This window comes from Pedobacter nyackensis (assembly GCF_900176505.1).
Lineage (GTDB): Bacteria > Bacteroidota > Bacteroidia > Sphingobacteriales > Sphingobacteriaceae > Pedobacter > Pedobacter nyackensis.
This window is the reverse complement of sequence record NZ_FWYB01000024.1, coordinates 1-19,996: the sequence shown is the minus strand read 5'-3', so window position 1 is coordinate 19,996 and position 19,996 is coordinate 1. Positions and strand designations below refer to the sequence as shown.

15 protein-coding genes are annotated in these 19,996 nt (G+C 39.3%); 7 read left to right on the top strand and 8 right to left on the bottom strand.

The window, feature by feature from the left end; all coding sequences use genetic code 11:
• Positions 1 to 12: 12 nt before the first annotated feature.
• The 7 genes from B9A18_RS24220 to B9A18_RS24190 all read right to left on the bottom strand — a co-directional run bounded on the left by B9A18_RS24220 (position 13) and on the right by B9A18_RS24190 (position 8,278).
• Positions 13 to 1,767, bottom strand: a complete 1,755-nt coding sequence (locus B9A18_RS24220) for a M56 family metallopeptidase (RefSeq protein WP_084292406.1) — start codon at positions 1,765 to 1,767, stop codon at positions 13 to 15.
• A gap of 2 nt (positions 1,768 to 1,769) precedes the next feature.
• The gene (locus B9A18_RS24215; protein WP_084292405.1) at positions 1,770 to 2,153 is read right to left on the bottom strand and encodes a BlaI/MecI/CopY family transcriptional regulator; all 384 of its coding nucleotides are present in this window, start codon (positions 2,151 to 2,153) and stop codon (positions 1,770 to 1,772) included.
• A 97-nt stretch (positions 2,154 to 2,250) separates the two neighbouring features.
• Positions 2,251 to 3,156 (bottom strand): type IX secretion system protein PorD, encoded by a 906-nt coding sequence (porD, locus tag B9A18_RS24210; RefSeq protein WP_084292404.1) that lies wholly within the window; start codon positions 3,154 to 3,156, stop codon positions 2,251 to 2,253.
• On the bottom strand, positions 3,153 to 4,352 hold the full coding sequence (gene coaBC / locus B9A18_RS24205) for a bifunctional phosphopantothenoylcysteine decarboxylase/phosphopantothenate--cysteine ligase CoaBC (protein ID WP_084292403.1): 1,200 nt from the start codon (positions 4,350 to 4,352) through the stop codon (positions 3,153 to 3,155). Before coaBC ends, porD begins: the two co-directional genes overlap by 4 nt.
• A 45-nt stretch (positions 4,353 to 4,397) precedes the next feature.
• Entirely contained in the window at positions 4,398 to 4,724 is a 327-nt protein-coding gene (locus B9A18_RS24200) for a DNA-directed RNA polymerase subunit omega (protein ID WP_084292401.1), read from the bottom strand.
• Entirely contained in the window at positions 4,724 to 5,653 is a 930-nt protein-coding gene (locus B9A18_RS24195) for an outer membrane protein assembly factor BamD (protein ID WP_084292399.1), read from the bottom strand. The genes B9A18_RS24200 and B9A18_RS24195 overlap by 1 nt, the downstream gene beginning before the upstream one ends.
• 210 nt (positions 5,654 to 5,863) lie before the next feature.
• Positions 5,864 to 8,278, bottom strand: a complete 2,415-nt coding sequence (locus B9A18_RS24190) for a TonB-dependent receptor (protein WP_084292397.1) — start codon at positions 8,276 to 8,278, stop codon at positions 5,864 to 5,866.
• Positions 8,279 to 8,744: 466 nt separating this feature from the next.
• Between B9A18_RS24190 and B9A18_RS24185 the strand changes: the two genes are divergently transcribed.
• Positions 8,745 to 9,743 (top strand): pectinesterase family protein, encoded by a 999-nt coding sequence (locus B9A18_RS24185; protein ID WP_084292396.1) that lies wholly within the window; start codon positions 8,745 to 8,747, stop codon positions 9,741 to 9,743.
• Positions 9,744 to 9,916: 173 nt separating this feature from the next.
• Here the strand turns inward: B9A18_RS24185 and B9A18_RS24180 are convergent, their stop codons facing one another.
• A complete protein-coding gene (locus tag B9A18_RS24180; RefSeq protein ID WP_084292394.1) occupies positions 9,917 to 10,930 on the bottom strand; it encodes a LacI family DNA-binding transcriptional regulator in 1,014 nt (337 codons plus the stop codon).
• Positions 10,931 to 11,076: 146 nt separating this feature from the next.
• On the opposite strand from B9A18_RS24180, the gene B9A18_RS24175 reads away from it, so the two are divergent.
• From B9A18_RS24175 to uxaC, 6 genes are all read left to right on the top strand, one after another.
• Entirely contained in the window at positions 11,077 to 12,030 is a 954-nt protein-coding gene (locus B9A18_RS24175; protein WP_084292392.1) for a pectinesterase family protein, read from the top strand.
• On the top strand, positions 12,009 to 13,700 hold the full coding sequence (locus B9A18_RS24170; RefSeq protein WP_084292390.1) for a glycoside hydrolase family 28 protein: 1,692 nt from the start codon (positions 12,009 to 12,011) through the stop codon (positions 13,698 to 13,700). The genes B9A18_RS24175 and B9A18_RS24170 overlap by 22 nt, the downstream gene beginning before the upstream one ends.
• Before the next feature lie 11 nt (positions 13,701 to 13,711).
• Complete coding sequence (pelA, locus tag B9A18_RS24165) at positions 13,712 to 14,767, top strand: pectate lyase (protein WP_084292388.1); 1,056 nt, start codon at positions 13,712 to 13,714, stop codon at positions 14,765 to 14,767.
• Positions 14,768 to 14,882: 115 nt separating this feature from the next.
• Positions 14,883 to 16,400: a tagaturonate reductase gene (locus B9A18_RS24160; RefSeq protein WP_084292386.1), complete on the top strand. Its 1,518-nt coding sequence runs from the start codon at positions 14,883 to 14,885 to the stop codon at positions 16,398 to 16,400.
• The gene (locus B9A18_RS24155) at positions 16,400 to 18,052 is read left to right on the top strand and encodes a UxaA family hydrolase (protein WP_084292384.1); all 1,653 of its coding nucleotides are present in this window, start codon (positions 16,400 to 16,402) and stop codon (positions 18,050 to 18,052) included. The genes B9A18_RS24160 and B9A18_RS24155 overlap by 1 nt, the downstream gene beginning before the upstream one ends.
• Positions 18,053 to 18,103: 51 nt before the next feature.
• On the top strand, positions 18,104 to 19,504 hold the full coding sequence (uxaC, locus tag B9A18_RS24150) for a glucuronate isomerase (protein ID WP_084292382.1): 1,401 nt from the start codon (positions 18,104 to 18,106) through the stop codon (positions 19,502 to 19,504).
• Positions 19,505 to 19,996 lie beyond the last annotated feature (492 nt).

The window sequence follows — 19,996 nt, the reverse complement described above, 5'->3', positions numbered from 1 at the left end:
AAAATGGTCATGTTAAAAAGGAACGTTGTCTGGTTCCCTCAGTTTTTTATGCTTTAGTGCTTCCACATCAGCATCAAATTTCTTTTTCAGCTCTTTAAATTCGTTGGAGCTTTCAAGGGCTTTTGCTTCGTCAATTTTTTTCTTAAATGCAGTGGAAGAAAGGTATGCCTGCACATTTTTTGCGCTTTTTTTAGCCTCTTCAATCTGTTTTTTTAAGTTTTCTTTGAATTCAGGTGAGTCGAATTTCAGGCGCAATTCCATTGCATGATCTTTGATTTCTTTTTGCTGTTTTTTCCACTCCCGAGAGTTGAAATGCTTCTTGATCTCCTCAGTTTGTTTCTGAATGTCTATCTGTTGTTTTTTCCATTCTACATCGTGGAATTTCTTTTTAATTTCTTCCGACATGCTTTTCATGTTGGCTTGCCATTCAGGGGATTTCAGGAAGAGCATTTTTTTGCCGAGTACCGAATCCAGGTTAACCTGGAAGTTGTCTAAATGGAAATTATCCATATTTACAAAAGTATCCTTGATCACTTCCTTTCTTAGACTGTCGGGCATTTCTTTAACCGAATTGTATTCCTTTTTATTGCCTTTCGCATCAACAGTCACGATTTTGAATTTATTTTTTTTCTTGGTTGTATCTTGGCACAAACCGGGTACTTTGGACGGTTTAAGCCGTTGTTTTTTGTTGATTTTGTTCTCTTGTATCTGTTGTACAGTTATTTCTTGGTGAGATATAGTCGTTTTTACTATTGCAGGCGCTGTTTTAGCAGGACTGACCCATGCGAGTGAAATTACGGTAGCTATAGTTAGCGTAATGGCAAAGATCTGTTGCTTTGCACTCATGTAATTTGTTTTCATATCTGTGATTCTTTTAATTCGTTGATATAAATGTTGTTCTTTTCCAGCTGCTGCCATGGAGAGGGCAGGAGTGGTTTTATCTTTTAGAATTTCGAGTTTTAGCAAGGCATGGGCATAAGTTAATGGAGTCCCAGTAAGTTTAAGTACCAGGTCGTCGCAGGCATGCTCACGTTCTATATTGATATACTTGTTGCTTAGCCAGATGAAAGGGTTAAAGAACATCAGTGTTTCAATAGCCGTTTTAATTAGGTTAAAGAGGTAGTCATTTCTGCGGATGTGTGAAAGTTCGTGCACGAGTATGGCTTCAACTTCATCAATATCGAGTTGTGCCACCAGTGCGACAGGAAACAAAACTATGGGTTTGAAATAGCCGATCACTAATGGGACATTTACTTGTTCGGAAAGGTAAAAAACGACGGGTCTGAGTATGCCCAGTTTAACACGTAACGCTTCGAAAAGCTTCTGCCAATTTGCGGGAACCGGTGATTTTCCTGATTGCTTTAGTGTTTGGAGCTTTTTATATCCTATGCCAAGGATAAGTAGCTGGAACAGTATCCCAATGGCATATATAGCCACGAGGTAAGGAAAAAGCTGTTCGGTCTGATTACTGATACTTGCTGATAAACTTGCTTCATGTCGTTCAGTAGTCATTTGATCTCCGAAACTGGATCGTACTAACTGCTCATTGTTTGCGGGCCATTTAAAAACAGCGAAAAAGGTTATGGTAAAGGTTGCAAACATCAGGCACATGGCCCCATATGCCAGGTTATGCTTTAATCTCGCGGTCATCTTGGGGAAAATACTCACCAGGGCCAGTAAGATTCCATAAATAATTGCCGCCTGCCATAGGGAGTGAAAAATACCCCAGCCAATGGCCTTGATCAGATTGTTTACAATTGCTTCCATTTTTATTGATTGCTTAATTCATCTAAATATTTCTTTATCGAATCAATCTCATCTTTACTCGCCTTGTGATTACCTAGCGCCTGCATCACCATCCGGGCTGCAGAACCATTAAAAACGTTGTCGATCATTTTATTCACCAAATGCTGCTGGGTTTTTTCCTGGTTTACCAATGCCCGGTAAATGTGCGTTTTAGAAGAAGTGTCTCTGGCTACCAGTCCTTTTTCATGCATAATTTGCATCAATTTAAGTGTGGTGGTATAACCGGCATCTTTGCTTTTTTCTAAAATTTCATGTACTTCCCTAACTGTACAGTTACCCTTGTCCCACAGGATCTGTAGGATTTCAAGTTCACTTTCAGTTGGTCTCGGGCTCGGTGCTGCTGTCATATCTTCCTTCTACGAATTGTTTCGTAATCAAATATACGAATCTGTTCGTAGATGCGAAATTATTTAACATTTTTTTGCAAAATAGTTTAACTGCCTGTTAGCGGTTGCTTCTTAAAGCTTCGTATTTGTTGATATTGGCCGGATCAATTTCTGAAAGCAGGTTAAATGCTTTGATTTTATCCTGAGGATCGGCAGGAGCGAGGAGGTTTACCAGTTCATCCGCCTTAGTGGCAAAATACATATTCGGAAAAATTGATCCTACTTTTTGCTTATCCAGTTGCTTTAAATCTGACAACAGGGAAAGCATCTTTTTAGAACCTTTAGCCGGATCTTCCTGTATCCTGTCGAGACCGTTAAGATGGTAATCGTAAATGAACTTTCTCAGTTCTTCGAATCCTTTATTTTGGAGATTCTCATTTAGCCAATACCTGTTTCTTAAACCGTCGAAAGCTTTCCAGCCTTTATTTCCGGATACCTGAGCAATATTTAGAATATTCTGAGCCTTGTTGTATGAAATGGTGCCACCAAGCTTGTTAAAGCTATCCTTGTCTAACCCAATGATGGTGTAAGCATAAAAACTAAGCAGGGAGCTCAGGTTAGAAATGAAGTTCTGGTCAGAGAAATCCAGAGATTGCCCTTCGTTGTAATTGAAATCAAAATCTTTGTCGCTAATATTAAGTAGGGTGCTGTTATAAGCAGTATTGTAAACGGGTCTGCTTGATTGGATTTGTGCTTCTGCCTTATAGCCTGAGCTACCATCCCAGGCCGTAATGGTGATCACGAAATTACACTCAATACGTTCCAGAGCAGTATAAGTTTCGTTAGTCCATTTATTGTTGTTCAGGAACTCCCTAATTGTGTTTTGAAGCACCTCTAAGTTTCTTTTGTTGATGTTGGGAACTGTAGGTGCCATTACCTGTACTCTTGTATTTAGCTCCTGAGCTACAGTATGGAAATAAGAGAAAAAGAAGATCAGGAAAACATAAGAGCAGCGTTGTTTCATGCTTTAAGCAGTTTTAAAATTTCGTTACAGATATCTGTAGCTACCTCAGTTTTTGATTTGGTTTCAAAAACAGTTTTTTCAGCAGCCTTATTAAATATAGTTATTTTATTGGTATCTATTTTAAAGCCGGCACCTTTGTCGTTTAGTGAATTGAGTACGATAAGGTCGAGGTTTTTCTTTACCAGCTTTGATTTGGCATATTCCTCTTCGTTCTGCGTTTCTAAAGCAAAACCTACCAGTATTTGGTCTGCAGTTTTTAACTGGCCTAATGTAGCCAGTATATCTTCAGTCTTTTTTAATTCCAGACTAAATTCGCTGCTGTTTTTTTTAATCTTCTGATCTGCTTTTTGTACAGGAGTATAGTCTGCTACCGCGGCACTCATCACGGTGATGTCAGCTTGTGTAAATTCTGTTTTACAAGCCTCCAGCATATCAGCAGCGCTTACCACGTCAATACGTTTCATGCTGTAATTGCTTTTTTCAGCGGTAGGACCGGTAATCAGTACTACTTCAGCACCCAAGCTGGCAAACTGATCTGCAATAGCAAAGCCCATTTTACCTGATGAATGATTACCAATGAACCGTACTGGATCTATGGCCTCATAAGTAGGGCCGGCGGTAACCATTACTTTTTTCCCACGAAGTGGAAGTGATGCAGCAACTGTTTCGGCTAAAAATGCAACAATCTCTTCAGGTTCGGCCATTCGGCCTTCTCCGTATAAACCACTTGCGAGTTCTCCACTACCTGGTTGGACCACCTGGTTTCCATAACCTGATATTTTATCAATATTAGTTCTGGTACTTTCGTGCTTCCACATGTCGAGATCCATTGCCGGAGCGACAAATACAGGGCATTTGGCTGATAAATAAACAGCGGTAAGGAGATTGTCACACAGACCGCCAGCCATTTTAGCCAGAGTATTGGCACTTGCAGGGGCAATGACCATGAAATCGGCCCAAAGACCTAATTCAACATGGTTGCTCCAAACGCCGGTTTCTTCTTCGAAATATTGGGTGTAAACGGGATTCTTACTGAGGGTGGCCAGTGTTAGCGGGGTAATGAAATTTGCTGCGTCGGTCGTAAGAATTACTTTGACGTTTGCGCCAGCCTTTACCAGTAATCTTACCAGTATAGCCGATTTATATGCTGCAATGCTGCCGCAAACGCCGAGAATTATCTTTTTATTTTTAAGCATGGTTTTAAGGAATGCATGGATGCAATTTAATCCCTATGCGTAGTTTTATTGTTGCTCTTTAGCAGGATTTCTGTAATAGATCTTATCATTCAGAAACTCATCGATAGCAATTAAGCTAGGCTTAGGCAAACGCTCATAGTGCTTGCTGATTTCGATTTGCTCTCTGTTTTCGAAAATCTCTTCAAGGTTATCGTTAGAAGAAGCGAACTCAGCTAGTTTGCCATGTAACTCTTCTTTCATGTTGTTAGAGATCTGATTAGCCCTTTTAGAAATAATAACTAAAGACTCATAAATATTTTGTGTTTTCTGATCTAAATCATTAACATTTCTAGTAACCGTCGTATTCGGTACAGCTGGTTTATTAGTATTCATTATTTGATGGGGGTTTTTATTGTGGTAGTGGTACTATCTGCTTTAGCATCCTTTGCCAGCAATGCTTTGTATTTTTCTTCGTTTTTAGTGGCCTCAGCAATTAGACGTTTTGCCTGTGATATGCCTGATTCGCTATCTTTCTTCAAAGATTTTGCTTCATTTATGAATTTACTTTTCGGATGAGCTTCTGTAAACTCATCAGCAAAAGCAATGGCTTCATTAAATCTGTCTTCCTGATGAACAGGATAACTGTTTTTTGCATAAGCAAATTGAGATTTAATGATCAGCAGATCCATTTCCTCTACATATTTAATATCCGGGAAATCAATCTGTGCATTTTGTAAGGCAATAACAGCTGCTTTGTAATAAGTTACATCGTAACCACCAAGGTCGTAATATAACTTCGCATTGCTGTATGCTTTATCTTCAAGCTTAGCACGTAGCAAGCCTATATATTTAGCTGCATCAACTGCACGTTCGCTTTTAGGGTAAAAGTTGATGAATAGTTGTAGTGCGTCTATCGCTTTATAAGTGTTTTCCTGATCCAGACTTGGTGCAGGAGAATCCAGGTAAAAGCAATAAGCACCCATATATCTACATTCCTCAGCGTATTTACTGGTAGGGTAGGTATCTGCAAATGATTTGAATTGATATCTTGCAGTGGTGTAATCTCTTAGTTTGTAGAGTGTTAACGCGTAATGGTAGTTAAGTTCTTCTGCCTCAGCTCTTCCCCTGTATTTCTGCGAAAGGTCCTCAAAAAGGATTAACGCTTTAGCGTAGTTTTTCTTACCATACAGGCGCATGGCCTCCTGGTATTTCTTAGCTACGTCATTGCTCAGTCTGATTTTTTCAAACTGGCTTTTGCAGCCCGCAATACTAAGGGCTATAATGGTGAAACTTAATAATAGTACGTGTTTAATTTTAAACATTCTGCAAAGATAAGTTAATAATACGATAACGTCAATTAAAAATAATAGGACGCTAAGCTATGTAAAGGCTTTTATTGTAGCAAGACCTTAACATAATTTAACAAATGACCATTTGTTAGTTAAGCAAGATCCGCTATCGGTTGATTGAAATGCAAACCGGGCTATCCCATTACAGGCAGCCCGGTTTGCATAGATGTAGCTAATATATAATTAGAATTTGTAAGCTATAGTAGTCATGAATTGTCTTGGAGGGATCGGATTAACACTATAGTTCTCATGAACATAATAGTTCAGTTCATTTGTTAGGTTAGACAATTTTCCGAGGATACTGAATTTTTTGAAATTATAACCGGCTGAAAGATCGAAGGTCGTAAAGCCTTTGATAGGAATGATACCGGATGAAGGCTTAGTTAAACTTTTATTTGTATTTCTTCCACCATTACGGTCGCCGGTATAAAATGCTGACCCACCTAGTTTCAAGCCTTTAAGTGTACCATTTTGTACGGTGTAAAACAATGTTCCGTTTGCTGTGTTTTTTGTAGTCCCCACTAAACGTTCACCCTCAACAATTCCTGTTTCAGCTAACGTTTTAGTATAACGCATGTAATTATAGCTGTATCCTGCGATAAAGTTTAGGCCTTCAATAATAGTACCTGTTAGGTCAATTTCCATACCATCACTTTCCGTGGATCCCGAAAATTCTTTTTTGGTTGCATCAGCTAGGGCAGCCTGTGCAAATTTGTTGTTTTTGATTTTATAATAAGTCACATTTGCGGAAAGCTTACCATCAAAAAAGTCATTTTTTATACCTGCCTCATATTGATCAATTATTGATGGTTCCATAGGAGCATTTGTTGCAATGTCAATACCTGCGTTCGATGTGAAATTGTTCGAGTAGCTGGCATAAATAGAGGTAGTTTTAATAGGTTGGTATATTAAACCTGCCTTAGGTGAAAATGCCTTATCTACTTTATCTGCTGTTGTTCCTTTTGCTTCGGTTCCATCTGCCACTGTTTTAATCGTAGTTGTCGGCGTTTTTTGGTAACTCCATCTGACACCGGCTAAAACCTTCAATTGATCACTTAATGCAATCAAATCTTGCACGAAACCACCCATTCTGAAAACAGGAGCTTCAGTGTTGGTAAGTAATGTAGTAGCAGGAATGTTAAAGTTTGTAGGTATATTAAATGATTCCGGGTCAAGAAGGTTTACCTGATCGTAATATTTTACTTTGTCTGCATTTGTTAGCGTATTTGGATTGGTAAAAGCTCCCGTTCTGATAAGGGACTGATCTGCATCGACTCCAACCAATAAAGTATGATTAATGAAAGCCGTTTTAAACGTACCGGTTAAGTTAATCTGCTCGTTGTAGGTTAATTCTTTTATTTTTGAACGTGTAAGTGCACGATACCATAACCCGGCATCAGTAGCAAAGGGACGCTCTGAAGAAAAATAGTTTCTATTATAAGATTGCAAAGAAACAACTGCATTTAATTTCCAATTGTCACTGAATTTATGATTTAGAGCAGCTTGTGCAGTCGCTGTATTTGTTTTGTTGTACGCCCAGTCTGTATTTAAAAATGTATTTCTTCCAAGCGGAGATATTTTGTTGCCAACAGTACCAATACCAAAGTCCGGAGTAAAATCACTTTTTAAGTAATCACCTTGTATCAGCAGGTCGGTATTTTCACTGAATTTATAAAGTAGTGAAGGATTTACATAAAACCTTTCCTGGTTTACATGATCTCTGAAACTCCCTGCTTTTTCATAAGTGCCGATTACCCGAACAGCAATTTTTTCAGAAACAGGACCATAAACATCTACAGTTGGTTTATACAAATCGTAACTACCGAGGCGCATAGAAACTTCGCCACCGTATTCAAATTTAGGCTTCTTAGTTACCATATTTACAACAGCACCACCTGTAACGCCACCATACAATAATGCTGAGCTACCTTTTAAAACTTCTACCGACTCTAAGGTGCTGGCTTCAGGAAAACCTCCAATGGTAGTTCTTGCTCCATTTTTAAATACGTTATTTGCGCCAAGACTGTAGCCTCTGGCATAAAAATTATCACCTACTGAACCTCGGTTAGCTCCTAAAGCTACACCATTTACATTTTTCATGATGTCACTTAAACGGTTGGCTTGTTGGTCTGCAATAACTTGTGAACCAATAATTTGAACAGATTGTGGGAGGTCCCTTGGGGCAATAGCAATTTTACCAACGTTAACTGGTTTTTCATTAGGGGTTTTATAACCTCTGATTGATACTTCATTTAGTTTGGCTGAACTCTGTTTAAGTACAAAATCAGCTGTTGTAGTTTCGCCTTCCGTAACTGAGACGCTTTGGGATTGACCTTGTAAACCTACAAAAGAAGTTTTAAGTGTGTAGGTTCCGCTTTTTAAGTTGTGGAAAGTAAAGTCCCCATCTTCGTCAGATTGAGCCTTTTTGTTGTTTTCAACAATGTATATGGTGACATATGCTGCAGGTTTGCCATCACTTGTTCTTAATTTCCCTTTGATACTTCCCCTTGCTGGAACAGCAGAGGCAAGTTGAGCCGAAACTTTTTGGCCAAAAATGAGGAGTGTACAGGATAATAATAATATGTAAAAATATTTCATATGTTTATTTAGATTAATTCTAACTGGCGGCAAAAGTAATACGTGAAGTTTGTAACACCAAATTTATTTAGAATAAATTTAAATAGAGCGGAAAGGAGAACCGTTAGGCTATTATTCATTGGTAAATGTGACGGTATTTCGGCTTAAACCTATTCTGAGAATAGTTTTCATCTTGGATTATAATAATAGGGATCCGGTTTTATAACTAAGTGAATAGCCTAATATAATAATCCGGAAAACGATTGCATACATTTAGTCAATCATATCTTTTTTTATTAAGACATTGTATAAAGTTTCGCCCTAATCCAAAGTTGGAACATGAAAAAACAGGATTAATCGTTATGGGACGGAGCTACAAGTATAGGAGGCAACTTCCAGGCTGTAGAAGGACAATGGATCGGTGTAATGATTCGGGTTATGCAGATTATGATTGGTTTAGGATTGACAGAAAAATATTTCAGGTACTATGAAGAGGATAATATTATTGTTGGTTTTGATGGTTGCGCTATTTGGAGCAAGGGCGCAGGTTCTGTCATCTTCCATTATTGTGGCCCAGGATGGAAGTGGTAATTTCAAAAGTATACAGGAAGCCGTAAATGCGGTAAGGGATTTAGGAGCACAGCGGGTTAAGATCCTGATTAAAAAAGGAACTTATCGGGAAAAGCTCATTATTCCTTCCTGGAAAACAAATATTTTGCTAATTGGAGAGGATAAGGAAAATACGATCATTACCAATAATGATTTCTCAGGAAAGATGTATCCACAGGGTAGAGATGCGTCTGGCAAAGATAAGTTTGGGACCTTTACTTCATATACCGTGTTGATACAGGGAAATGACGTTAGCCTGGAAAACATTACTATAGCAAATACCTCTGGTGCAGTTGGACAGGCGGTAGCTTTACACGTGGAAGGGGATCGGTTTGTGGCTAGAAACTGTAAGCTAATGGGATTTCAGGATACACTTTATGTTGCAACTGAAAAAAGCAGACAACTTTATGAGGACTGTTACATAGAAGGGACTACAGATTTTATTTTTGGAGAGGCTACTGCTGTTTTTCAAAACTGTACAATAAAAAGCTTATCCAATTCTTATGTAACTGCTGCGGCCACCAGGAAGGGGCAAAAGTTTGGCTTTGTATTCTTCGGTTGTAAGCTTATTGCAGATAAAAAGGTAGAAAAAGTATACCTGGGCAGACCTTGGAGGCCGTATGCGAAAACAGTTTTTATAAACTGCGACCTTGGAAATCATATCAGCCCTGAAGGCTGGAATCCCTGGAAAGGAGATGCTATGTTTCCTGATAAAGAAAAAACTACCTATTACGCTGAGTTTGGAAGTAAGGGCTCTGGAGCCGCTGTAAAAACACGCGTAAGTTGGTCACGCCAATTAAATCTCAAAGAACTAAAAAAATACACCCTGGAGAACATACTGGGGAGGACAGATAATTGGAATCCGATAAATAAATAACAAAATTTATAAAGAGTTTTACGACAATAATGAATTGCCGTAAAATCATTTCTATGACTTTGATTTGTAAATTGTAATTTCCGGGGGGTAAAAATGCCAATAAAGATTGATCACGTGAAAGATTTTAAACTTGAAAACGTAACGATCAATGGCCAGACGGTTAGTAAGTAGTTTTAGTCGCGAATAAACAAGTTGGTATCAATTACCCTATCTTCAAATTCTGTTACAGGATATTTACTTTCAATCAGTTGAAGTAGCATTTCTGTAGCAGTTTTACCCATTTCAAATGCGGGCTGTCTAACTGAGCTTAACGGATATTCAAAAAGATTCAGCACATCGGAGTTGCTAAAACCTGCAAGTGTTATTTCTTCTGGAACTTTAATGTCAAGCTTTTTAAGTACTTCCAGACAGCCTATTGATAAGCGGTCGCCGGCTATAAATATAGCGTCCGGTTTATCTTTTAGGTTAAGTAATTCTAAAACAGCTTGCTCAGTTTCTTCCGGAAACATTCCACCATGTGGACAATGCTTTATATAATCAGGATTTACCTTGATGTCATGTTTGTTTAGTGCTGCTTTATAACCGCGTAAGCGTTCAATACTGATGGAAAGTTGAGCTGAACTGGTAAGGTGGGCAATTTTCCGGCAGCCGGATTTAATTAAATGTTCAGTGGCATCAAATGCACCCTGCTCATTGTTGGCCGTAATTTTATGGGTATGAATGCTTTCTGGAACCCGATCAAAGAACACCATGGGCATTCCTCTGTCATGTAGTTCTTTTAAATGATGGAGATCATTTGTCTCAGCAGAAAGGGAAACCAGTAAGCCGTCGACCGAGCGCGATGCAAGGTGTTGGATATTGATTTTTTCACGTGCATAGGATTCATGAGTTTGGGTAATAATAACATGATACCCCCTGGCGTAGGCAATCGATTCGATACCATTAATAGCTTGTGAAAAATAATGATTGGCCACTTCGCTAACCACAACCCCAATAGATTTACTTCGTCGCTCCTTTAAACTTAATGCGTTGGGATTAGGCTGATAGTTTATTTTTTCAGCATACTCAAGTACTAGCTTTTTTGTTTTTGCACTGATTTCGTAGGTGTCCCTTAATGCCCTCGAAACGGTAGACGTGGATAATCCTAAGGCAGTGGCTATATCTTTTAAGGTAGGTGGCTCGAACATAAGACAAAATAATATGCAATATAAGGTTATTAAGTACAATGTCGTCGGGAACGATTGCACAAATTTACCTGCCTGCTAAAAAAAAACTCTTACAAAAACACTGTAATTTGCTCTTCTAAAGAACTAACCAAATTTAGCGTATTTGAATGAGAAGATTGTTTTTAAGCCTTGCTTACTTATTGTGTTTTTATTCGGCCTTTGCACAAAAAGCTGATTTTGTAGTGGCCGCAGATGGCAGTGGGAATTTTAAAACAGTTCAGGAGGCTATTAATGCAGTACCTGATTTTCGAAATGTAACAACCACGATCTTTATTAAAAATGGAATTTATAAAGAAAAATTAAACCTTTCGGCTTCAAAAAGGAGGGTAAGATTGCTGGGAGAAAACCCTGAGAAGACTATACTGACATACGACGATTACGCTCAGAAGAAAAATAGCTTTGGAGAGGAGGTCGGTACTTCTGGGTCTTCATCTTTTTTTATTTACGGAGATGGATTTACTGCAGAGAACATCACCTTTGAAAATTCGGCAGGTCCGGTTGGTCAGGCTGTAGCCCTATGGATTGCCGCAGATAAAGCCAGATTTTTGAATTGCAGAATGCTCGGTTTTCAGGATACCTTATATACTTATGGCAAAGGAAGCAGGCAGTATTTTTATAAATGCTATATAACGGGGACAGTAGATTTTATATTCGGTTCGGCTACAGCGGTTTTTGAGAACTGTGATATTTCTTGTAAAAAAGCAGGTTATGTTACTGCAGCTTCTACACCTGATACCGCGAAGTATGGATATGTATTTTTGAATTGTAAGATAGGAGGTTCAGCTCCTGATGGATCCGTTTATCTGGGCAGACCATGGCGCCCTTCAGCAAAAGCAGTATTTCTAAACTGTGAGCTATCTGCTGTAATAAAGCCCGAAGGCTGGCACAATTGGGGAAAAGAGAATAATGAGAAAACTGCTTTCTATGCAGAATATAAAAGTAAAGGGGCAGGTGCGGCCGCTACCAAAAGAGTTGGCTGGTCGCATCAGTTAACAGATCAAGAAGTAAAAGTTTATACAACATCACAAATATTTAGAGAATGGGATCCAAAAATAAATTAATAATATCGGCAATGGCTTTGGCCATTCCTTTAATTGCTATATCATTTAGCGGTAATGCACAAAACAAAGGAGGAGATAAAGTCTATTCGTTTGATAACCTACCTGTAGTTGCAACAACTTCTTTTAAAAAGGATACCATTAATGTTCTAAAATATGGTGCGAAGAATGATGGATTGACTTTAAATACTAAAAGCATTAATCAGGCTATAACTGATTGTAATCAACGTGGGGGCGGTGTAGTGGTTATTCCCGAAGGATTATGGCTAACGGGTCCGATAGAGTTAAAAAGTAATGTAAATCTGCATCTTCAAAAGAACTCGCTGCTGCAGTTTACCAAAGATTTTAATCAATATCCACTGGTTGAAGGCAATTGGGAAGGAATTCCTCAAATGCGTAACCAGTCGCCGATATGGGCTGAGGGGCAGGAAAACATTGCCATAACCGGTTATGGCATAGTAGATGGTGCAGGAGAAGCCTGGCGTATGGTAAAGAAAGATAAGCTTACGGAAACTCAATGGAAGAAATTACTGGCCTCTGGAGGAGTGTTAAGTGAGAACCAAAAAATCTGGTATCCATCAGAGAAATCTCTTAAAGGGTCTAAAATCAAAGATCCGGGGTTGATCGCTCAGGATAAGAATGCAGCATTTTATGCAGGCATCAAAGATTTTTTACGTCCTAATCTGCTAGTGCTGACCCGTTGTAAACGTGTATTGCTGGAAGGAGTGACTTTTCAAAATTCTCCTGCATGGAACCTTCATCCTTTAATGAGTGAGGATATCACGATCAGAAATGTATATGCTAAAAACCCGTGGTACGCGCAAAACGGTGATGGCCTAGATTTGGAGTCTTGTAAAAATGTATTGGTAGAAGGGAGTACGTTTGATGTTGGTGATGATGGTATCTGTATCAAGTCGGGCCGTGATGCAGCTGGCCGCAAACGTGCTATGCCTACCGAAAATGTAGTGATCCGTAATAGCACGGTTTATCATGCGCATGGTGGATTTGTAATTGGTAGTGAAATGTCGGGTGGGGCAAGAAATATATTTGTAACAGACTGCACATTTATAGGAACAGATATTGGCCTTCGCTTTAAAACGACGCGTGGTCGTGGTGGTGTTGTAGAAAATATTTATGCCAGGAACATCAATATGAAAGACATTGCAGGCGAAGCTATTCTTTTCGATATGTATTATGCAGCAGTTGATCCTATACCATTGACCGGGGAAAAAAGAGCGATACCGAAGGTTGAACTTTTGCCGGTTACGGAGGGAACACCGATGTTCAGAAAGTTTTACATCACTAATGTGGTTTGTGATGGCGCTTCTAAAGCTGTTTTTGTTAGAGGATTACCGGAAATGAGTATCAGCGATATATACCTGGATAACTTGACCATAAAAGCAAAAGAAGGAATTGATATACAAGAGGCTAAAAATATCCAGATTACCAATGCACATCTGGATGTGGAAAAGGCATTGCCTTTAATCTATATACAGAACGGGAAGTCTATTGGTTTAAAGAATATCGGTTATAGCAATGCAGAGTTGTTGTTAAGAGTGAATGGCAACAAAAACGGGGACATTAAACTTTCCGGTACTGATACCACCAAGGCAAAAACAAAGACAGAATTTGGTCACGGCGCTGAAGCAAGCGTACTGAAGGTTACAAAATAAACAAAAGCGTAATGAAAATTTGCAAGAGCATTATCTATTCACTAACTATTGGCCTCAGTTGTTCTTTCGGAATAGCAAAGGCCCAGTCAGACACTAATTCTAAAGGAACTGCTATAGATCCTGTTGCTGAGAATATGCTGGCTTACCAGCGTAGTGTAGGTGGCTGGCCTAAGGCAATAGGTAAAACGGTAGTGAATTATGATAAGGTACTTTCTGAAAGAGAAAGAATTGCGATTAAGGCGGATTCTTTGCGTAGTGATGCCACAATTGATAATAAAGCTACTTCAAAAGAGATCAGATACCTGATTAAAGCATATAAAACCAAGCCGGATCCACGTTACCGGGCCGCTGTGCAAAAGGGTGTGGATTACCTGCTGGAGGCTCAGTATGATAATGGAGGCTGGTCGCAATATTACCCAGATCATAGTTCGTATCGTGGAGAAATCACTTATAACGATAATGCAATGATCAATGTGCTGAATATTATGCAGGATATTGTAGAAGGAAAGAATGACTTCGATCAGCTTAATCCTGTTTATAAAGAAAAAGCTATGCTTTCTGTAAAAAAGGGAGTGTCTTGCATTTTGAAAACGCAGGTTATGGTTAACGGCAAACTAACCGTATGGTGTGCACAGTATGATGAGCAGACGCTGAAACCTGCAAAAGCCAGAGCGTTTGAACTGATCTCATTGAGTGGCTCGGAGTCTGTAGGTATTACTGAGTTTTTGATGCGCATTAAAAATCCTTCGGAAGAGATCAAGCGTGCAGTCAATAGTGCTGTTAAATGGTTTGAACATTCTAAAATTGTGGCATATGATTTTGCATTTGTAGAAGCCCTGACTTTACCTGGCGGAAAAGATCGGATGCTTGTCGAAAAACCCGGAGCAATCTTATGGGCACGTTTTTACGATATCGATACTAATGAGCCATTTTTTAGTGGAAGAGATAGTAAAAAAGTAAAAACAGTTGCAGAAATAGAGCATGAGAGACGGATTGGTTATGCCTGGTATGGCGCATGGGCAGCTGGTTTGTTAGAAAAGAAATACCCGGCCTGGCAAAAAAAATAGAGACGCTTTCACGCAAACGTTATCGAGAACGTTTGCGTAAATAATTACAGTAAAACAGCATTTTTAACTTATAATAATTACGTAGACTTGTTTTACGACCAGATTAAAATTAGATATGAATTTGTCAAAAGAGACTTTAAACGACATTAAAACTGTCGGCCTGACCTTTCCAAAAGAGGGAATGTTTAACCTTCCTGAAAAGGTACTGCAATTCGGTACAGGGGTATTATTGCGTGGCCTTCCAGACTACTTTATTGATAAAGCCAATAGGAATGGCATTTTTAATGGTAGGGTAGTGGTAGTAAAATCCACTAGCAAAGGTGGCACTAAAGAATTTGACGATCAGGATAGCTTATATACTATATGTGTAAGAGGAATTGAAAACGGACAGCCTGTTGAAGAAAACATTGTTTCTTCAGCAATAAGTCGCGTATTTACCGCTGATCAGAACTGGGATGCTATATTAGATGTGGCGCGCTCCCCGGAGTTAAATCTTATCGTATCCAACACGACTGAAGTAGGAATTCAGCTGGTAAAGGAAAGCATAGACCAAAATTCGCCTGCGTCATTTCCAGCTAAGCTATTGGCAGTATTGTATGCAAGGTATAAGGCTTTAGGTGAAGATCAGAATGCAGATCTTGCTGTCATTGCAACTGAATTGATTCCCGATAATGGAAAGAAACTAGAGGCCATCGTATTGGAACTTGCCGCATTTAATGAACTGGAGGCTTCATTTATTACCTGGTTAGGCAAGCATATCCGTTTCTGCAATTCGTTGGTAGACCGTATTGTTCCGGGTAAACCTGATGCTGCAGCGCTGGCTAGGCTTGAAACTGAACTTGGCTACAAAGATGAACTGATTATTATGGCTGAGCCTTACCGCTTATGGGCTATCGAAGGCGACCAAAAGGTTTCTGAATTATTGGGACTGGAAGCTGCTGATGAGGGTATAATTGTAAGACCTGATATTGAAATATTTAAAGAGCTGAAAGTGCGTTTGTTAAATGGAACGCATACGCTTACCTCAGGTATAGCCTATCTCTCTGGTATAGATACGGTAACTAAAGCTATGAGTAACGAGGCAACTGCCAATTATGTGAAAGGGCTGATGATGCGGGAAATTGTAGGGGCTATACCTTATGCTGTGGATGAGAAAGCTGCAGTGATATTCGCTAATACGGTTATCGATCGCTTTGCGAATCCTAATATTGAACATTTGTGGATCAACATTACTTTTCAGTATACCATGAAAATGAAAATCAGGGTGCTGCCTGTATTGTTGAACTATTACAAATTGAATAATAAGGTTCCTGCGCATATAGCGCTTGGTTTTGCTGCATTTCTGTTGTTTATGAAAGCTGTCAGAAAAGAAGGAAATCAGTATTTTGGAATTTACGAGGGACATGAATATCCTATTACCGACGATGAAGCTGCTTATTTTTACGATAAAATTCAACAAAATGAAGCGGATTATGTAGATTTAGTATTGGGCGACACAGCCTTGTGGTCTGCTGACTTATCTGCTCTTGATGGTTTCAATAAAGCTGTAAAAGAAAATTATAACAATATATTGAATAATGGTGTTGCCTATGCTTTGGAAGCTATGGATCAACTACTACAAGTCTCAAAATAATGAAGCAAAAAATATTAAGGGTTCATCCTAAGGATAATGTGCTGGTTGCGCTTACGGACCTTGTGGAAGGGGAAGAGGTCATTTATGAAGGTCAGTCTTATTTGCTGACTGACAATGTACCTGCTAAACATAAATTTACTACTACCGACCTGGCGGCTGGTGATCAGCTGATCATGTATGGCGTATTGGTTGGGAAGGCACAGATAGATATTCCGGTAGGCTCAATTATAACTACTTCAAATATCAAGCATGCTGCTGCAGAGTTTAATGCGGGTGATGCACATCTGAATTGGGAGAAACCAGATATTACCGAATGGAAGGATAGAACCTTTAATGGTTTTCACCGTACCGATGGTCAGGTAGGAACAGCTAATTACTGGTTGGTTATACCTATGGTTTTTTGTGAAAACAGGAACCTTGAAGTATTGCAGGAAGCTCTGATGAACAATCTGGGCTATGGCAGAAATGAAACATACCAGTCGCAGGCCAAAGAGTTGATGGCACTTTACGAAAAAGGTGCTAGTGTAAATGAGATTTTAAATGCTCAGCTTACCTATTCAGAAAGTGTTGCCAAGCAGAATAGGATGTTCCCGAATGTGGATGGTATTAAGTTTTTAACCCATACGGGAGGTTGCGGTGGTACCCGCCAGGATTCTGAAACGCTTTGTGGTTTGCTGGCTGGTTACATTACCCATCCGAATGTTGCCGGTGCAACGGTTTTAAGCTTAGGCTGCCAAAATGCACAGGTAAGCATCCTTAAGGAAGAAATAGAAAAAAGATCACGCAATTTTGATAAGCCGCTTTATATTCTGGATCAGCAAACGATAGGTAAAGAATCGGAATTGTTGAGTCAGGCGATTAAGCAGACTTTTGCAGGGTTGATACAAGCCAATGCCAATGAAAGGAAACCTGCTCCGTTAAGCAATCTTTGCATCGGATTGGAGTGTGGTGGTTCTGATGGTTTCTCCGGAATATCGGCAAATCCGGCCATTGGTTATGCTTCCGATTTACTGGTCGCACTTGGTGGATCGGTAATTCTAGCTGAGTTTCCTGAGCTTTGCGGTGTAGAGCAGAACCTGAGCGACCGCTGCGTAGATAAGGAAGATGCTGAGCGTTTTGAATACCTGATGAAAACCTATAGTAAGAGGGCTACTGAAGCCGGTTCAGGTTTTGATATGAATCCTTCGCCAGGAAATATTAAGGATGGTCTGATTACTGATGCGATTAAATCTGCTGGTGCAGCTAAAAAAGGAGGTACTTCACCTGTTGTTGCGGTACTGGATTACCCTGAGAAAGTGTCGAAACCGGGCTTAAATTTATTGTGCACACCAGGTAATGATGTGGAGTCGACAACCGCAGAAGTAGGATCAGGCGCTAATGTGGTACTTTTTACCACCGGCCTCGGCACCCCAACAGGTAATCCCATTGCTCCTGTGATTAAAATATCGAGCAATACCAAATTGTTTAACAAGATGAGTGACATCATCGATCTGGATACCGGACCTGTTATTGATGGTGATGAAACCATTAAGGAAGCGGGTAGCCGGATTTTGGATTATGTAATCGGTGTCGCAAGCGGAACAACTACTGTAAGTGCAGTACGCCATATTCAAGATGATTTTATTCCCTGGAAAAGGGGCGTTTCCTTATAAGGGTACTTAAATAAATAATAACATATATATACTATATATAAATAGCATTGCATGAAGAACTTTTTAGACGATAACTTTCTATTAGAAACGAAAACAGCAGAGAAGCTGTTTCACGATTATGCTAAGCAGATGCCTGTGATAGATTATCACAACCATTTGATTCCGGAACAAATTGCCAATGACATCAATTTTGAAAATATAACGCAGGTTTGGCTGGCGGGCGACCACTATAAATGGCGTGCTATGCGGGCAAATGGTGTGGATGAGTATTATATCACTGGTGGGGCTACTGATCTGGAGAAATTTAAGAAATGGGCAGAAACTGTTCCATACACTTTAAGAAATCCATTGTATCACTGGACGCACCTGGAACTGCAACGTTATTTTGATATCCATGAGGTATTGTCGGGCGATAATGCTGAACGTATATATAATGAATGTGCTGCTAAGCTGCAAACTCCTGAGTATTCTGTTCAGAACCTGCTGCGGAAAATGAAGGTGGAAACGTTATGTACCACTGATGATCCATTAGATAGTTTAGAATTCCATCAGAAAATAAAGAATGATGGAGTAGATATTAAAGTATTACCGGCTTTCAGACCGGATAAAGCGATGAATGCGGATGATGTAGCAGGCTTAAATACCTATATCAATAAACTGGCTGAGCTGACAGGAGGGGATATCAATGATTTGGATGTTTATTTGTCAGCCTTAAAGGCCCGTCACGATTATTTTGCTGCGAATGGTTGCACGGTTTCAGACCATGGCCTGGAGCAGATCTATGCGGAAGACTATACTTTAGAGGAGGTGAAAGGGATTTTTGTGAAGATTAGAGCTAATGCTGCCTTAACTTTAGAGGAGGTATTGAAGTTTAAATCGGCAATGTTGTTTGAATTTGCACTTTGGGATCATGAAAAGGGTTGGGTTCAACAGTATCATTTAGGCGCTTTAAGAAATAACAATAACAGGTTGTTGAGTGAGTTGGGGCCGGATACAGGATTTGATTCGATAGGTGATTTTAGTCAGGGTAAACAGCTTTCGAAGTTTTTGAATAACCTTGATTCGCAAAACAGATTGGCTAAGACCATTTTATATAATCTGAATCCTGCTGATAATGAGTTGATGGCGACCATGATTGGAAATTATAATGATGGAACTGTTGCCGGTAAAGTACAATGGGGATCGGGATGGTGGTTTCTTGACCAGAAGGATGGAATGATCAAGCAGATTAACGCTTTATCTAATATGGGACTATTGAGCCGCTTTGTCGGTATGCTTACGGATTCAAGAAGTTTCCTATCTTACCCACGTCATGAATACTTCAGACGTATATTATGTAATTTGTTTGGTGATGACGTAGAGAAAGGTGAGTTGCCAGACAATACGGAATGGATTGGACAGGTTGTACAGGATATCTGCTATAATAACGCTAAAATGTACTTTAACTTTTAGTATTCCATTTTTAATTTTAGATATGCCCTTATGATAGCAATATCGTAGGGGCTTTTTTATGAGGTTTTGAAGCTGTTTTGTGATATTCCGGTTGGTGGTAAAGGATAGTTGATAAAATTCAAAATTGACTATACTGCCAATTTGATGTTTTTGTTTGGGTTGTCTAAACCTCCAATATTCGTCTATATCAAGTGTTTCCATTATAGGACCTTTACAGGTATTTCAAAGGTCCTTCAAAGGACGCCAAACCCTATAAAGGTCCTACGAACATCCTTTAAACTTCCTTTTTTTTACCTTTCGTACTGGGAGGCTGGTTGGAGGAATTGCGCAATTCAACAACATTGTCTTATACGCTTTTCACCTTACAAAATGTCCGATACTGAAAAGACTTTACAGTTGGTCTTATCCGTCTATAACTTTACAGTTTTTGAGAAAAAACTAAGTTTTCGATGAACAAAGAAGTAATGGCAAGGTTAGATTATCCTGCAGAAT

Excerpts from the sequence above, each read along its gene's own strand:
- porD (WP_084292404.1), bottom strand. The coding sequence starts at position 3,156 with ATGAAACAACGCTGCTCTTATGTTTTCCTGATCTTCTTTTTCTCTTAT.
- B9A18_RS24190 (WP_084292397.1), bottom strand. The coding sequence starts at position 8,278 with ATGAAATATTTTTACATATTATTATTATCCTGTACACTCCTCATTTTT.
- B9A18_RS24175 (WP_084292392.1), top strand. The coding sequence starts at position 11,077 with ATGAGAAGATTGTTTTTAAGCCTTGCTTACTTATTGTGTTTTTATTCG.
- B9A18_RS24215 (WP_084292405.1), bottom strand. The coding sequence starts at position 2,153 with ATGACAGCAGCACCGAGCCCGAGACCAACTGAAAGTGAACTTGAAATC.
- B9A18_RS24170 (WP_084292390.1), top strand. The coding sequence starts at position 12,009 with ATGGGATCCAAAAATAAATTAATAATATCGGCAATGGCTTTGGCCATT.
- B9A18_RS24180 (WP_084292394.1), bottom strand. The coding sequence starts at position 10,930 with ATGTTCGAGCCACCTACCTTAAAAGATATAGCCACTGCCTTAGGATTA.
- B9A18_RS24220 (WP_084292406.1), bottom strand. The coding sequence starts at position 1,767 with ATGGAAGCAATTGTAAACAATCTGATCAAGGCCATTGGCTGGGGTATT.
- coaBC (WP_084292403.1), bottom strand. The coding sequence starts at position 4,352 with ATGCTTAAAAATAAAAAGATAATTCTCGGCGTTTGCGGCAGCATTGCA.
- pelA (WP_084292388.1), top strand. The coding sequence starts at position 13,712 with ATGAAAATTTGCAAGAGCATTATCTATTCACTAACTATTGGCCTCAGT.
- B9A18_RS24160 (WP_084292386.1), top strand. The coding sequence starts at position 14,883 with ATGAATTTGTCAAAAGAGACTTTAAACGACATTAAAACTGTCGGCCTG.
- B9A18_RS24155 (WP_084292384.1), top strand. The coding sequence starts at position 16,400 with ATGAAGCAAAAAATATTAAGGGTTCATCCTAAGGATAATGTGCTGGTT.
- B9A18_RS24195 (WP_084292399.1), bottom strand. The coding sequence starts at position 5,653 with ATGTTTAAAATTAAACACGTACTATTATTAAGTTTCACCATTATAGCC.
- B9A18_RS24185 (WP_084292396.1), top strand. The coding sequence starts at position 8,745 with ATGAAGAGGATAATATTATTGTTGGTTTTGATGGTTGCGCTATTTGGA.
- B9A18_RS24200 (WP_084292401.1), bottom strand. The coding sequence starts at position 4,724 with ATGAATACTAATAAACCAGCTGTACCGAATACGACGGTTACTAGAAAT.
- uxaC (WP_084292382.1), top strand. The coding sequence starts at position 18,104 with ATGAAGAACTTTTTAGACGATAACTTTCTATTAGAAACGAAAACAGCA.